This window comes from Lactobacillus sp. ESL0791 (assembly GCF_029433255.1).
In the GTDB taxonomy this organism is placed as follows: Bacteria; Bacillota; Bacilli; order Lactobacillales; family Lactobacillaceae; genus Lactobacillus.
Genome location: NZ_JAQTHU010000001.1, coordinates 883,155 through 897,646 on the forward strand (window position 1 = coordinate 883,155; position 14,492 = coordinate 897,646).

Sequence of the window (14,492 nt, forward strand, 5' to 3'; positions counted from 1 at the left end):
CTCTATGATGTACGATATAGGTAATAATACGAGGAGTGATAATTATGGCGATAGCATTAACACAGAGTGACTTTAGAACTCATATGAAAAAATATTTAGATGAAGTTGATGACTATAATGAAACGGTGTATGTTACCCGGTCAAAAGATAGATCGGTTGCAATAATTTCCCAAGAAAAGCTAAAGTGGCTGGAGCGGTTGGCTAAAGCTCCGGTTGGTTCATTAGATCAAGCGGTTGCAATGGATAAGTTAGCAGAGTTGGGTGTAGTTCCTGAACCAGAACCTATAGATGAAAAAGACGAAGAGGCATACTGGAATCAGTTCAAAAAATGAAAAAACTAGAATTTAATCCAACGAATTTATTTAACGAAGATATGGGGCGATTAGCAAGTTTAGATCAAGCAATAGTTGATGAAGCTCATGAAGCAATTGATTTGCTATGCGAATTGCATGAATTACCAGAGGAGTTTAATGATCACAAATTAACCAGAAAATATGAAGGTTATCGAGAATTCCATATTCGCGACACTACTAAGGGAGATTTTCCATCAGATATTAATGATGTAGTAGTAATTTACAGAATTGTTGAACGTAAATTAATCGTAATCGGAGCAAGAATTGGCTCACATAATCGTTTATTTAGAGGACAAGGAAATTCAAAGAAATATCGTAAGTCTAAACACTAAAATGTTTAAGGAACAAGTGAAGTATATAAAATTAGCAGCTATATATTTGTAAATGATTATTATGAATAGTGCAAGTTTGTAGACGATATTTTAATATGCTACAATATTGCTGTGAACAAAAAGAAGCCCTATTGGCGTTAGGACTTCTAATTGCGAACAGAGTTTCCGCATGAAGCGGTGGCTTAACAGTATTGAATTAATAACTGCAAGTGGCTAGACTTAAGCAGTTATTTTTTTGCCCTAAATCGTTTTAGGGCAGCTTTTAATTTGGCGCAAGCCTTAGCTAAGTTGGTAACTTCAGTGATAAGCTGGGTTAAGTGCTTAACAGCTGTTGCCAATATCAAAATAATTAATGCAATGGTCAAACCAAAAGCAATAACGGTATCCATGCAGGTACCAGGCCAATCCTTTCATTTGGATTCTAAGATGTATAGTTTTTACACCATAACAACCATCTCCTCAGTCTAGAAATTAGCCATCGCTATCTAGCTTCTTCTCGTGTTCAATTATCATTATAGCAAGAATAGTGTGAAAATTGTAACCGTTTTGGTGTTATGCTAGTGGTAAAAATCACCTGCATAAATTGCCTTTAAGCCCAAAATTATTACCGCGTTTTGAATGAATTTGAACGATTATGAATTATTTTGAACGATTTATGAACGAAAATGAACGATTTTGAACTGTTTGTATCGCGACGCAAAATAAAATATAATGAAAGTTGATTTAGAAGGCAAGAAAGATTAATTCTAGGAGGAAAGAATGGCAATTAAGTTAATTGCGGTTGATTTGGACGGAACGTTATTGACGACTAACAACACGATTCTGCCCGAGACCGAACGGGCACTGAAAGTGGCACGGGATGAGGGCGTGAAAGTTGTTCTGACAACGGGGCGTCCGCTGTCGGGCGTGATGCGCTACAATGAACAGCTCGGCCTTTCCGGCAATCAGCAGTACAACATCGTTTTTAACGGGGCGGTGATCCAGACCTTAGACGGCAGGATCTTGTTGAACCAGGAAATGAACTATAATGATTTCAACACCGTGTTGCGGCTGCAGCGCCTGAGTCACGTTAAGGTGCATTTTGAAACTCCAGAATGTTTCTGGACGTGCGACCACGATTTGCCGCATTTGATGATGCGCAATGCCGTGGAGACTAATAATGTGCTCAAGGTGCGCAAGCGCGAAGAGATCACGCATGATTTCACCTTCAATAAGGCCAGCTTCACCTCAATGAATGATGCCCAGCAGTCCGAGAAGTTTTGGAATTCGCTGCCTGATTGGGCCTTTGCCAAGTATAATATCGTGCACAGCTTTCCCGATGTGATTGAATTGAATGCCAAGGGTGCCTCGAAGGGTGCGGCACTTGTTGATTTGGCAGACCGCCTGAAAATTAACCAGGCGGACGTGATGATCTTCGGCGACCAGGGCAATGACCTTTCCATGTTTGCCAATCCAAGTTTCAAGAAGGTGGCGATGGGCAACGCCATTGAGCTGATTAAGGACAAGGCCGATTATGTCACCGATGACAACGACCACAACGGCATTGCCAAGGCACTGAAAAAATTTGTTTTGTGAGTGAAATGAGTATTGATGGAAGAAACAAAAGAGAAAACTGCAAGTAATATTTCCGAAGCCGAGTGGGAGGTCATGCGGATTGTCTGGACGCTGGGCAGCGTGCGGACCGGCGAGGTTTTAAAACAGCTGCAAGCCAAGAAGGATTGGTCGGAATCGACGATCAAGACCCTGATGCGCCGCTTGGTGAATAAGGGCCTGCTTAAGACCAAAAAAGATGGCCGCTACTTCATCTATTCGGCAACGGTCACCGAGATGGAGATGATGGTCGCAGTTACCACCGAGATGATGGACCACATGTGTGACATGCATAAGGGGCAGATGCTGCTGGCGATTCTAAAGACGGTTACTTTGTCTAAAAATGACATTGGGCAGCTGACTGAAGAACTGGCCCAAAAAGAGAAGACGGCACCGGAGACGGTTGACTGCAACTGTTTGCCGGCCAGCGGACACAGCTGTTAGTTTAGCGGGACAATAAAAATAAATCTTCAGGCGGCAGAAGGTAATTCTTTTCTAGAATAAAGCCGCTTTAATAATGATTGGATCTGAATTCGCAAGAATTTGGATTTTTTTGTAATTATTTAATTAGCATCAAGTTAGAAAATGTAAGCGCCTGAAATATCAGCGTGAATTTGCTTTTTTGCTGAACGAGTATATAATTATAAATTATTATTTAATTTTTTCTATTTGGGTTTACATATATGATATTGCTGTGATTTAAGATAAAATTTTAAAAAAATTTATCTTTTTCTGTTATATTATGCGCCATTGGGGTTATAATTTACTTATATCTTGATACTGTAAAGTAAATTTTCTGTAGAATGTACAAGCATTGGTAATCTATATGAAATATGATTTTAACCGAATTTTAACACGTAATTTTATAGAAATTGCTTGATTATCAAGATTTATTGTTTATCATATATATTGTGGATATGATTCAAGAAAGGAAGAATATTATGAGTTATAACCAAAAACGTAAGATAGTTAAGACTGTCAAGAAGAACCATAAATTCGGCCGTAACCTAGTAGTAGGTGCTGCTGCAATTGGTGGTTTACTTGGAGGTGTTGGCGTTGGTAATTTTGCTGGCGCTGCTGCCCCAACACAAGTCTTTGCTAAAGCTAAGAAGTCAACAAAGGCTTCAAGCGCAAAGTTGAAGAAGAGCGCTTATGTTTACAACAGTAAAGGTAAGCGTGTAGGCAAGAAGGCTCTGAAGAAGGGCAAGACCATTAAGGTGTACGGTACTAAGACCATTAAAGGTAAAAAGTACTACTCACTTGGCCATGGTAAATATGTCAAGGCTGGCAATGTAGCTAAGGCTAAGTCAGTTAAATTGGCTAAGACGACTTACGTTTACAACAGTAAAGGTAAGAAGACTTCTGCTAAGGCTTTGAAGAAGGGCAAGAGTATTAAGGTATATGGTACTAAGACCATCAAAGGTAAGAAGTACTACTACATTGGCAACGGTAAGTATATTCCAGCAGCTAATGTAAAGAAGCCAAGCAAGACTCCTACTCCAACTCCAGAACCAACTCCAAGCAGTACACCGAGTTCAACTCCAAGCAGTACTCCAAGTTCTGCACCAAGTTCAGCAGCTAGCTCAACTGGTAGCACAGCTGGCAACACAGGTGGTTCAACAGGTGGTGGCTCAACCACTCCAGATACTACAGTAAAAGGTATCAGTGTAAACTTCAAGCTTAATGACGGGACAGATAAAGGTACTGTAACAATACCGGCTGGAACTCATCAGGAAAATGATCCTATTGATCTAACTGATCCATCAGTATATGGTCCAACCGATATTCCAGATGGTTATGCAATTGCAGCTAGTGGAGATTTAACAGGTAACAACCAACAACCATCAAATGTTAAATTTACTACTAGTGCCCAGACAAAGATAGTTTATTTGAAGGCTGATCCAACATCTGCGCGTCCGATCATAGTTAACTTTAAGCTTAATGATGGTACTGACAAAGGTACTGTAACAATACCAGTAGGAACTCATCATGTTGGGGATTCTATTGATTTAACTAGTCCTTCAGTGTATGGTATAAGTGATATACCAGACGGTTATTCAATTGCAGCTAGTGGAGATTTAACAGGTAGCAACCAACAACCGTCAGGCGTTACTTATGGTGCTCATGCTCAAACCAAGACAGTTTATTTGAAGGCTGACCCAACAGCAGCACGTGCCATCAAAGTTCACTTTAAGCTTAATGACGGTACTGATAAAGGTACTGTGATAGTCCCAGTAGGAACTCATCATGTTGGGGATTCTATTGATTTAACACTTCCAGCAACATATGGTGCAAATGATATACCAGAAGGTTATATGATTGCAACTAGTGGAGATTTAACAGGTAGCAACCAACAACCAACGGGTGTGGTTTATACTGCTAGTGTTCAAGAAAAGATTGTTTATCTGAAAGCAGCTCCAGCTCAAAGCCTTTCGGTTCAATATATAGACGTTGTGAGTGGTGATGAAGTTACTGGAGGAACTACTACAGTTCCTGCTGGTGGAAATGACAAAGCAGGAGATACAGCTACTATACCAACTGCATCATTCCCAACTGGCTATGTATTGGCTGATAAGAGCGAGATTGAGTCTGCTACAACTTCAAAAGTTTTGGATGCAGATACAACTATAAAATATAAAGAAGATGGCACAACCCAAAAATTTGTATATCCTAGCTCTACTACTGCTCCTACTAAGAAAGTTTATGTTAAAGCAAGTACTACACCATTGGCTGCTGCAGCAAACAAGATTACTGTTAAATTTAAAAAGGTAACTGATGCAACTGATATAGTAGATGGTTCTTCAGTGCCAGTATTTCACGATTTTGTTCCTAATACTACATCAGATCATGTTGGCGATGCACCAGGTGTGCTTACTATGTCAAACTACAGCAGTATTACTGAACTTTCAGGTTATGATGTTGCAACTCAAGCAGATATAGATACATATAACTCTACACATCCTGGTAACGAAATTCATCAAGCTGTAGGAAAGGACCTTGTGTATGGTTTAACTCCTCGAACAGTAACTGTTTACGTAAAGCACTCGTAGTTCCTTAATGTAATTTATATTTAGTTTTATAGATTTTAAAGATCTGATGTCGATTTAGTCGATATTGGATCTTTATCTTTTTCATCATTTTTTGGAGAGCAAATGTATTATTTCCTAAATGAACAATTAGCTGCCAATTGCTCCGGCATTGAACACGCAGAACTCAAACGGATGCGCTTATTCCATAAATACGGTGTCCCTGCCAAACTCGTCATGTCCGGCTACAATCGCTTTGGGCACCAAAGTCTCAAACTGTATGGCGTAGCAGAAGAAGATTACATCAACATGTTTGATTATTATGCTGATGCCCAAAACTATCATGAACCTCCGATGTCAGTTAATGACCTTCCCATCCCTGAAACCGCCAAGGCAGTCCAGGTTGAGAATGGTTATGATGTCTATGCCGACCAACGCAAGATAATGACGGTTAACCTGCTGCCAGATCAAGAAGACCAAATTGATACGATTCAGTACTTTAATATTGATGATCATCTGCTTAAGCAGGAGTGTTACGATACACGCGGTTTTCTCAGTATGACGCAGTTTTATGACACGGCTAATGGCAACTTGACCTACGAGCAGTTTTACCGCCCGGATGGTTCAATTTACTGTGAAATTTCCTCTGAACACCGGGACAATGATGTTGTGACCAACGTTGAATTAACCGATCTTGACGGTTATCAATACACCTTCCGTGATCTAGGTGAGGCATTTACATTGATGCTTGATCAGCTTAACCAGCAGGATCTGGCTAATGGTGAGAAGTCCACCTTTATCTCGGACCGCAGCAACATCACCAATGTACCGATGCTGAACATGAAGACCCCGGCACGCAAGATTGAACATTTTCATAATATTCATTTTCGCGATTACTGGGATCCTTCATCACCGTTAACATACGCTTCGATTGCCAATGAAGAACAATTAGCACAGACGGATTTGGTTATAACTCCGACTAAGAAGCAGGCAAAGGATATGGCGGCAAGACTGGAGACTGATGTTCCGATCGTGGGCATTCCCGTGGGGGTTGTCCCGGACAAGCAGCTGCATGTCAAGCACGTTCCGCTTAAAGAGCGCAAGCGGGGCAAGATTATTGCCGTTGCCCGCCTTTACTACGAGAAGCGGCTTGACGATGCGATCAAGGCCTTTGCCAAGGCAAGGGAGCAGCTGCCGTATTTGACTTTTGATATTTACGGTTACGCCAACGATGTCGATGGCTGCCAGGAAGAGAAGATGCTCAAACAATTGGTGGAGCAGCTGCATCTGCAGGATGCGGTCACCTTTAAGGGCTACACACAAGGCATGGACAGCGTGTATAATTCTGCCCAGCTGCTGATGATGTCATCACGTTATGAAGGTGCCCCGTTATCACTAGTTGAGGCCCAGTCGTATGGTGTCCCGGTCATTTCCTATGACATCAACTACGGCCCGTCCGATATTATTCAGGACAAGAAGAGCGGCTTTCTGATTCCTTCCGGCAAGATTGACCTGCTGGCGCAGAAGACAGTGGACTTTTTTAAGGATCCGCAGCTTCAGGAAAGCATGAGCAAGGCTTCCTATGAGAATGCCAAGCGCTTTTCGGAAGATAATGTCTGGCAGGAGTGGCAGAAGTATGTTATTGCGCCTGCCAAGGACTAGCCATTAAGGCGGCTCACGCTTTAAGTTGAAAGTATAATACCCTCAAGGTTAGGTTAACTAATCTTGGGGGTATTTTTTGACGCTAAATGTCTGCTGGTGTGAAGGGAGCGGGAACGACAATCACCATGCGTCTGGATGGCTAAATTGATTATCTTTGTAATTCAACTATCAATATAGTTAATAATTTGTTATCATTAATCATGAACACAGCAAGAAGTTTTGCGGGCGGCTGGCTGTTTTTCTTCGAAAGGAGACGGTGCCTATGGCACGAAATCCACTGAAAGGAATACTGCCACATAGAAATGTCAGACGAAGATTTCAATCTTTTGTTGACACTGCTAGGCTGGGCCAACATCTGGTTAATTTGTTCAATTCAGTTGGATCCAAACAATCTATTGGTTGCCATCTTAAGCGGTTACGATGCCCTCCTGACAGTTTGGCTAATAATCAAAAAGCCAAAAAAATAGCTTCCCACATAATAACTTTGGACGAGTTATGGGATAGCTATTTAGCCAAAACATAATTCAGCCACCGCCAACAAAGCGGAGCTGTTGTTCACAAGAGAAGTGCGCTTTTTGTATTGGCGGCTTCTTTTTGTTTACAAGTGTATTATAGCATGGTTATCCAGCGAAGGTACAATCTTTTAGCTAAACCGTACTTTTTGCGAATAGGCGCAATTTAGAGTTTGGCTTTTAAATTTAAATACTAGTTGCTGCCTAAAAAAGTGTTCAACTTCATTCTACAATCCCCGTAAATTTCTTGGTTCAAAAATTTTTAAGTTACAATATATAAGTACAAGAAAAAGGAGATGTCCTTTTTTGCTTAATTTGAATCAAAATTCTGCTTACTCGTAATGACTCCAAGCAGAAAATATATAAACTGTTTTAGTTTTCTTATCAACACTATAAACAATCCGGTGTTGCGTATTTAGCCTTCTTGAATACAAATTACTACTCAGCGGTTGTAATTTTTCTAAAGATTGCGTATTTTGATACGGATCTGATTTTAAAATTTCGCTGACTTTTAAAAATTCTTCCTTTAAATTAAATTGTTTGATTTTCTTTAAATCTTTTTTAGCCGAATTTTTGATTTTTACGCCATACTTACTCATAAATTATCCCAATCAATGTCATCTATATTGGTAAAGCCAGAATTATCATCTTGTCTTTCACGCACCTTTTTAAGTACACCCGTATTTTCAAGGTATAGCGTTTCATTGATTGAATCCCAATCATCTTTAGAAATAATTACTGCTGCTTCGTCTTGATTCTCCTTAGCCGGAATAATTGAAATTGGCTTTTTCTGCTGATTAACATCTTTTAAAATTTTAAAAAAATTCTTACGAGCTGCTGTTGGTGTATAATTATCCATTTTTTCATCTCATGTAATCTTATGTACAGTCTAAGTGTACACTAGATATAAAATCATTTCAAAGTTGAGATATACTTAATTATTGTATCGTTATATTGATTATTTAGTTCAAGAATAACGTGGAGATATGTTTCTTGAGTTGTAGTAATATTAGAATGTCTAGCAGTTTACAGCTTTTATGACCACTATTTTTCATAGAATATGTAATTTAGATGCACGAATCAGGCAATGGTCAACCGACTGGTTAATCTGCGCTCTGCAAATGGATCCCAACAATCCATTTGTTGCCATTTTAATCGGTGTGGACGCTCTCTTAACAGTTTGGCTAATAATTCAAAAGGCCAAAAAAATAGCCCCCACAATATAACTTTAGGCAAGTTATGGGACAGCTATTTAGTAAAAACATAATTCAGCCACCGCCTACAAAGCGGAGCTGATGTTCACAAGAGAAGTTCTCCTTTTGTATTGGAGGCTTCTTTTTGTTTACAAGGGTATTATAGCATGATTGTTCTCAGAGAAAAAAATTTCTTGATTTAATTATGAAATTAATTTTTGACTATAAATATAATTATAAATTTGCTATAATCAATCATGAACACAGCAAGAAGTTTTGCGGGCGGCTGGCTGTTTTTCTAACAAAGGAGCTGGTGTTTATGACACAAAATCTGATGGAAGGAATAAGGCCGGATAAAAATGTCGGACGAAGATTTCGATCTTTTGCTGACACTGCTAGGCTGGGCAACCAGCTGGTTGATTTGTGCAATACACTTGGATCCCAACAATTCATTTGTTGCCGTATTAATCGGTGTGGACGTTCTCCTAACAGTTTGGTTGGTGTTACTGCACCAATCAAAAAAATAGCTTCCCACTTTATAACTTTGACCAGTTATGGGACAGCTATTTAGTTAAACTATAACTCAGTCACCGCTTACGAAGCGGAGCTGATGTTCACAAGAGAAGTTCTCCTTTTGTATTGGAGACTTCTTTTTGTTTACAAGGGTATTATAGCATGATTATTCGCAAAAAGTACAATCTTTTAGCTAAACTTGTATTGGTAACAAATAGTCATAATTTCCAGTTTGGATTTTAAATTTAAATACTAGTTACTGCCTAAAAAGTGTTCAACTTAATATTGCAATTCTCGAAATTAAAAGTTTTATTACAAAATTAATTTTTCGTAGTTATAACTTGATTAAATTTAATTAGGATCTATGATATTCGCTGAGTACGGATTACTTAAAAATAATTTTAATATAAGGAGATATCTATTATGAACAATGATAGAAAATGCAATATAGGTAAGAATATTAAGAAAAATCATAAATTGGGCCGCAATGTGTTAGTAGGTGCGGCTGCAATCGGCGGTTTGCTGGGCGGCGTTGGCACCGGTAAATTTGCTGCCGCTGCGCCAATTCAGGTGCTTGCTAAAGCCAAGAAGGCCAAAAAGGCAGAAACTGTCAAGCTGCAAAAGAACGCTTACCTTTATAACAGTAAGGGTAAACGGTTGTCTGCTAAAGCCCTCAAAAAGAACAAGCGTATTAAAGTTTACGGTACCAAAACAATCAAGGGCAAGGAGTATTACCTGCTGGGGCATGGGCGTTATGTGAAAGCCGCTAATGCTGCCAAAGCCAAGACAGTTGAATTGACCAAGAAGACGTATCTTTACAACAGTAAAGGCAAGCGGTTAGCTATTAAGGCTCTTAAGAAGAATAAGCGAATTAAGGTTTACGGTACGAAGACGATTAAGGGCAAGAAATATTACGCAATTGGTAACGGCAAGTATATTGCGGCTGCAAATGTAAAGAAGCCAGGTAAGACACATGCTTCAACTCCAACTGGTACTCCTAGTTCAACGCCTTCAGAAACCATGCCAGACAATGCAACTTCTAGTCCGTTTCAAAGTGATAACGATAGTTCTAGTTCATCATACACACCGGCAGCAAGTCTATTGACGATTGAATACAAGAAGCTGAGTGATGGCACGGATGCAACGAATACGGCAGCGGATTTACAAATTTTGTCAGGTAGCGGTAAAGACGCCGGTGACGATGCCACGGGTGATTTGAAGGTTCCGGCTAATTACCATGTGGCAACTGCAGAAGAAATTGCCAGTCATACAACTAATCCGAATAATTATCGCCAAAGCCCAATTATCTATGGCAGCAGCCTGGGCGGTGACACTTTGACTGTTTACGTGGTGGAAAACACACCGGCAGCCCAATTAACGGTCAACTATGAGCAACTAAGCAATGGTGCTCCTGAAGGCACGCCAACTGTTCTTGCGGGAACCGGTAAGCATGCTGGTGATGATGCAACTCATGATCTGCACCTTCCTAGTGATTATCATCTGGCCACTGCATCCGAGTTAGCTGATTCCACCAAGAATCCGCGCCGCAAAGAACAAGCGCCAATCAAGTATAGCAGCACTAACAGTGAAATTACTGCTTATGTTATCCATGATGTACCTGCGGGTCAGCTGACAGTTCATTACAAAAAATTATTTGATGCATCTCCTGCAACTGGAACAGCCGCAGACACCGACATTCCAGCAAATTATTCTGCTAAACATGAGGGTGACGATGCTAAAGGGAGCCTGCATATTCCATCAGGTTATCACCTTGCCACTGCAGCCGAATTAGCTGATTCTACCCAAAATCCACAAAACAATACACAGAAACCAATCGAGTTTGGCAGCAGCAGCAAGGATATTGATGTCTACCTTGTAAAGGATGCCGGCAAGGTCACAGTTACCTTTAGAGATGTAGCAGATGATTCTGTTAAGGGGCACACAGTTGAACTTGCTGGTGCGGGCAAGGCTGCCGGTGATGCGGTTGACATGAGTTCAATTTCCGGGTTTCCTGACGGCTACCACATTGCTTCAAGTGGAGAATTGGCAGGGACAGTTGGTTTTACGCACGCTGCACGTACGCAGACCGAACTCAAATATCTTGCTGCTGATACAAATGGCACTGTCTATGTGGCAAAGAATCCAGGGACAATTACAGTCGTTTATAAAACTTTGAGTGGTGATCTGGCAACCGATTCGGGAACCCCGCTCGGAACTGTCCTTCCAGGTACTGGTCACGGCTTCAATGACCTGGTTATTGATAATAATGTCACGCTTACTGCGATGATCATGGTAACAACCCGCAATAAGTTTCGTGTAGCTACAGCAGCTGAATTGGGGGGCAGGAGACAAGGTCTCGATAATCTGCGGTATGACTATGATGATCATACTGTAACCGAATATGTGGTTGCAAAATAATTTATTCTGGAAATTAACAAGTCGTTCCTTTTATGAAATCTTATAACAAAATAATTAAACAATTTTTTACTCATAGCAAATTAATTTTTAAATTATTTTTAAATTATATTGCATCTATAAAAAATAAGAATTATTATTTAGCCTGTAACATCGTAAAGGTTATGGTGTTGGTATTTTGAAGAGGAGAATTTTATGAAGAACTCTAGTAAAAAGATCAGTAATTTATTAGTAAGTACAGCGGCTCTTGGTGCTGTTTTAGGTGGCGTTGCATTAGCAAACAACAATGTTGATGCTGCTACAAAAACACCTAAGACACAGGTAACTAAGCCAGCTAAGAAGACCGCTGCTAAGACAGGCACAAAAACAACAGCTAAGACCGACAAGAAGGCTGCTAAGACTAGCAAAACTGGCAAGAAAGCAACTAAAACTGCTAAAAAAGCAACAAAAAAGGCTGCCAAATTAGCAAAGAAGACTTATGTTTTTGATGCTAAAGGCAAGCAGGGCAAGAAAGCTCTCGCTAAAGGTGCAAGTGTTCAGATTTTGGGCCATAAAGTAGTTAACGGCAAGAAGTTTTATGTCATTGGCAAGAATGAATTTATTCCGGCAAGCAGCGTAGTTACTGCTAAAAAGACTGCCAGCAAGAAGACAGTTGTCTTAGCTAAGAAAGCAGTTATTTATGACGCCGAGGGCAAGCCAGGCAAGACTGCTCTTAAGAAGGGTGCGACTGTTAAAGTTCTTGCTGTTAAGACGATTAACGGCAAGAAATTCTACCAAGTTAAGAAAGGCCAATATATCTTAGCTGCTGATGCAGAAGCTGCTAAGAAGCCGACTAAGCCAACAACTCCATCAGAAGCTTCCAATGGTTCAAGTGCAGCTTCCAACGGTTCTAGTTCAGATTCAACACCATCAAGTGCAGCTTCCAACGGTTCTAGTTCAGCTTCAACACCATCAAGCGCAGCTTCCAACGGTTCTAGTTCAGCTTCCAACGGTTCTAGTTCAGCTTCAACACCATCAAGTGCAGCTTCAGATGGCTCCAGTTCAGGCGAACCAACTACGCCATCGAGCGCAGCTTCCAATGGTTCCAGTTCAGCCTCAACCCCTGCATAAAGATAATTTGATTTTTACTTGTTTACGTAGAAATTTTTAGATATTATTAAAGGTATATCAATGTTCGTATTGGTGTACCTTTTTTATTGATCTTGAGGCAGAAAAAATGTACTACTTTTTAAATAACCGTTTAGATGAAAACAGTTCGGGAATTGAACACGCAGAGGTCAAACGCTTGAAATTATTCAAGCAGTTTGGAGTTCCCGCCCAATTGGCCATGTGCCAGTTCAACCGTTTTGCGCATAGAACTTTACCGCTCTATGGTTTAACCGATGATGATTATATTAATGTCTTTGATTATTTTGCTGGGACAAGAAATTTTATTCCCCAGGAAATAACTGTAGAAGATTTGCCGTTGCCGGACGATATTAAGATTGTGGAAACTGATGAGGGCGACGAAATCTATTATGAAAGCCGCAAAATTATGCTTGTCCAAACCTTTGCGGACAGTGAACAGGTTGATTACATAAAATATTTTAATGCGGATAATCACTGCACAAAGCAGGATTTTTATGATACGCGTGGTTTTAATAGTTTTACCCAGTTTTATGATACAGGTAATAATCACCTGGTTGCCGAGCAATTTTACCGGCCGGATGGCTCAATTTATTACGAAATTGCATATGAACAACGGACTAAGGACTTAGCAGCGACCAATATTCAGTTAACTGACCTTGATGGCCTGAAGTATTCGCTGATGAATAACGGCCAGGCCTTCACAATGATGCTCGATCACCTGAATCAGGAAGACATGGACCGCGGCGAACAGTCGACTTTTATTTCCGATCGCAGCAACATTACGAATTTGCCGATGTTAAATATGAAAACACCAGCTAGGAAGATTGAACATTTTCATAATATTCATTTTCGTGATTACTGGGACCCGATGAATTCGCCGCTGACCTATCCGTCAATCTCGCAGACGGACCAATTAAGCAAAACCGATCTGGTGGTCACACCATCGACCCAGCAGGCGAAAGATATGCGCAAGCGGCTGCGCACGCAGGTGCCGATTGTGGCAATTCCCGTTGGCGTTGTTCCCGATGAACAGTTGAAGGCAGCCCGTGTTCCGTTCACACAACGGATTTATGGCAAAATAATTGTGGTTGCGCGGCTTTTTCATGAAAAGCGGCTGGATGATGCCATCAAGGCCTTCAACCTGGCTTACCAAAAGAATCGCAACCTGAGCATGGATATTTATGGCTATGGGGACAGCAGCGATGATTACCGTGAAGAAAAAATGCTGCAAAAATTGGTTGAGGACCTTGACCTAGAAGATGTGGTGCAGTTCATGGGCTACACGCAGGATATTGGCAGTGCCTATGATGAATCGCAATTAATGGTGATGTCTTCTAGGTATGAAGGCTTCAACATGTCTATCCTTGAGGCCCAGTCACATGGGGTGCCGGTTGTTTCTTATGATATTAACTATGGTCCCAAAGATATTATTCAGGACCAAAAGGACGGTTTTTTGGTACCTTCAGGCGATATTGACCAATTATCCCAACACATTAACGACTTTTTCCATGATGCAGATATGCGGGAGAGAATGAGCGCGGCCGCTTATGAAAATGCCAAGCGCTTTTCACCGGCCAATGTTTGGCAATACTGGCAGAAGTACGTGATTAACCCAGAAAAATAGGAAGTGAGAGAGTTTCAGCTAGCCAACTGAGGCTTTTTTATTTGGCCTTCGTATGCTAAACTAATCAAAATATTGTTATTCCGCGACGGAAAATTCGTGTACAGGAAGTGATTGTAATGAGAATTTTACTAACTAATGACGAAG

General features: G+C 40.6%; 13 protein-coding genes and 1 pseudogene. 11 read left to right on the forward strand and 3 right to left on the reverse strand.

What is annotated here, in order from left to right:
• Positions 1 to 44: 44 nt before the first annotated feature.
• From PT285_RS04450 to PT285_RS04480, 7 genes are all read left to right on the forward strand, one after another.
• Positions 45 to 332: a type II toxin-antitoxin system Phd/YefM family antitoxin gene (locus tag PT285_RS04450; RefSeq protein WP_277148147.1), complete on the forward strand. Its 288-nt coding sequence runs from the start codon at positions 45 to 47 to the stop codon at positions 330 to 332.
• Positions 329 to 685 carry a type II toxin-antitoxin system YafQ family toxin gene (locus tag PT285_RS04455; RefSeq protein ID WP_277148149.1) on the forward strand — a complete coding sequence of 119 codons (357 nt, stop codon included), beginning with the start codon at positions 329 to 331 and terminating at the stop codon, positions 683 to 685. The genes PT285_RS04450 and PT285_RS04455 overlap by 4 nt, the downstream gene beginning before the upstream one ends.
• A 759-nt stretch (positions 686 to 1,444) precedes the next feature.
• Positions 1,445 to 2,260, forward strand: coding sequence for a Cof-type HAD-IIB family hydrolase (locus tag PT285_RS04460; protein ID WP_277148151.1), 816 nt, complete (start codon positions 1,445 to 1,447; stop codon positions 2,258 to 2,260).
• A 15-nt stretch (positions 2,261 to 2,275) separates the two neighbouring features.
• A complete protein-coding gene (locus PT285_RS04465; protein ID WP_277148153.1) occupies positions 2,276 to 2,719 on the forward strand; it encodes a CopY/TcrY family copper transport repressor in 444 nt (147 codons plus the stop codon).
• Positions 2,720 to 3,216: 497 nt separating this feature from the next.
• On the forward strand, positions 3,217 to 5,325 hold the full coding sequence (locus PT285_RS04470; RefSeq protein WP_277148155.1) for an SLAP domain-containing protein: 2,109 nt from the start codon (positions 3,217 to 3,219) through the stop codon (positions 5,323 to 5,325).
• Between the two features lie 102 nt (positions 5,326 to 5,427).
• Entirely contained in the window at positions 5,428 to 6,963 is a 1,536-nt protein-coding gene (gene asp1 / locus PT285_RS04475; protein WP_277148157.1) for an accessory Sec system glycosyltransferase Asp1, read from the forward strand.
• A gap of 302 nt (positions 6,964 to 7,265) precedes the next feature.
• A complete protein-coding gene (locus PT285_RS04480) occupies positions 7,266 to 7,430 on the forward strand; it encodes a hypothetical protein (RefSeq protein WP_277148159.1) in 165 nt (54 codons plus the stop codon).
• Between the two features lie 377 nt (positions 7,431 to 7,807).
• Here PT285_RS04480 and PT285_RS04485 read toward each other — a convergent pair whose 3' ends face one another.
• From PT285_RS04485 to PT285_RS04495, 3 genes and pseudogenes are all read right to left on the reverse strand, one after another.
• On the reverse strand, positions 7,808 to 8,074 hold the full coding sequence (locus PT285_RS04485) for a Txe/YoeB family addiction module toxin (protein WP_277148162.1): 267 nt from the start codon (positions 8,072 to 8,074) through the stop codon (positions 7,808 to 7,810).
• On the reverse strand, positions 8,071 to 8,334 hold the full coding sequence (locus PT285_RS04490; protein WP_277148165.1) for a type II toxin-antitoxin system Phd/YefM family antitoxin: 264 nt from the start codon (positions 8,332 to 8,334) through the stop codon (positions 8,071 to 8,073). The genes PT285_RS04485 and PT285_RS04490 overlap by 4 nt, the downstream gene beginning before the upstream one ends.
• A gap of 53 nt (positions 8,335 to 8,387) precedes the next feature.
• Positions 8,388 to 8,492 (reverse strand): annotated as a pseudogene (locus tag PT285_RS04495) (site-specific integrase); the annotation flags it as partial.
• A gap of 495 nt (positions 8,493 to 8,987) precedes the next feature.
• Between PT285_RS04495 and PT285_RS04500 the strand changes: the two are divergent.
• The 4 genes from PT285_RS04500 (at position 8,988) to asp1 (PT285_RS04515) (ending at position 14,348) form a co-directional block, all read left to right on the forward strand.
• Positions 8,988 to 9,239, forward strand: coding sequence for a hypothetical protein (locus PT285_RS04500; protein WP_277148167.1), 252 nt, complete (start codon positions 8,988 to 8,990; stop codon positions 9,237 to 9,239).
• Positions 9,240 to 9,604: 365 nt separating this feature from the next.
• Positions 9,605 to 11,599 (forward strand): SLAP domain-containing protein, encoded by a 1,995-nt coding sequence (locus PT285_RS04505; RefSeq protein WP_277148169.1) that lies wholly within the window; start codon positions 9,605 to 9,607, stop codon positions 11,597 to 11,599.
• Between the two features lie 192 nt (positions 11,600 to 11,791).
• Positions 11,792 to 12,706, forward strand: a complete 915-nt coding sequence (locus tag PT285_RS04510; RefSeq protein WP_277148171.1) for an SLAP domain-containing protein — start codon at positions 11,792 to 11,794, stop codon at positions 12,704 to 12,706.
• Positions 12,707 to 12,812: 106 nt separating this feature from the next.
• A complete protein-coding gene (gene asp1, locus PT285_RS04515) occupies positions 12,813 to 14,348 on the forward strand; it encodes an accessory Sec system glycosyltransferase Asp1 (protein ID WP_277148173.1) in 1,536 nt (511 codons plus the stop codon).
• Positions 14,349 to 14,492: the final 144 nt, after the last annotated feature.

Bases quoted from the DNA above. Each gene is read 5' to 3' on its own strand.
- PT285_RS04485 (WP_277148162.1), bottom strand. From the start codon at position 8,074: ATGAGTAAGTATGGCGTAAAAATCAAAAATTCGGCTAAAAAAGATTTA.
- PT285_RS04505 (WP_277148169.1), top strand. From the start codon at position 9,605: ATGAACAATGATAGAAAATGCAATATAGGTAAGAATATTAAGAAAAAT.
- PT285_RS04490 (WP_277148165.1), bottom strand. From the start codon at position 8,334: ATGGATAATTATACACCAACAGCAGCTCGTAAGAATTTTTTTAAAATT.
- PT285_RS04480 (WP_277148159.1), top strand. From the start codon at position 7,266: ATGTCAGACGAAGATTTCAATCTTTTGTTGACACTGCTAGGCTGGGCC.
- PT285_RS04465 (WP_277148153.1), top strand. From the start codon at position 2,276: ATGGAAGAAACAAAAGAGAAAACTGCAAGTAATATTTCCGAAGCCGAG.
- asp1 (WP_277148173.1), top strand. From the start codon at position 12,813: ATGTACTACTTTTTAAATAACCGTTTAGATGAAAACAGTTCGGGAATT.
- PT285_RS04470 (WP_277148155.1), top strand. From the start codon at position 3,217: ATGAGTTATAACCAAAAACGTAAGATAGTTAAGACTGTCAAGAAGAAC.
- PT285_RS04455 (WP_277148149.1), top strand. From the start codon at position 329: ATGAAAAAACTAGAATTTAATCCAACGAATTTATTTAACGAAGATATG.
- PT285_RS04510 (WP_277148171.1), top strand. From the start codon at position 11,792: ATGAAGAACTCTAGTAAAAAGATCAGTAATTTATTAGTAAGTACAGCG.
- PT285_RS04450 (WP_277148147.1), top strand. From the start codon at position 45: ATGGCGATAGCATTAACACAGAGTGACTTTAGAACTCATATGAAAAAA.
- PT285_RS04500 (WP_277148167.1), top strand. From the start codon at position 8,988: ATGACACAAAATCTGATGGAAGGAATAAGGCCGGATAAAAATGTCGGA.
- PT285_RS04460 (WP_277148151.1), top strand. From the start codon at position 1,445: ATGGCAATTAAGTTAATTGCGGTTGATTTGGACGGAACGTTATTGACG.
- asp1 (WP_277148157.1), top strand. From the start codon at position 5,428: ATGTATTATTTCCTAAATGAACAATTAGCTGCCAATTGCTCCGGCATT.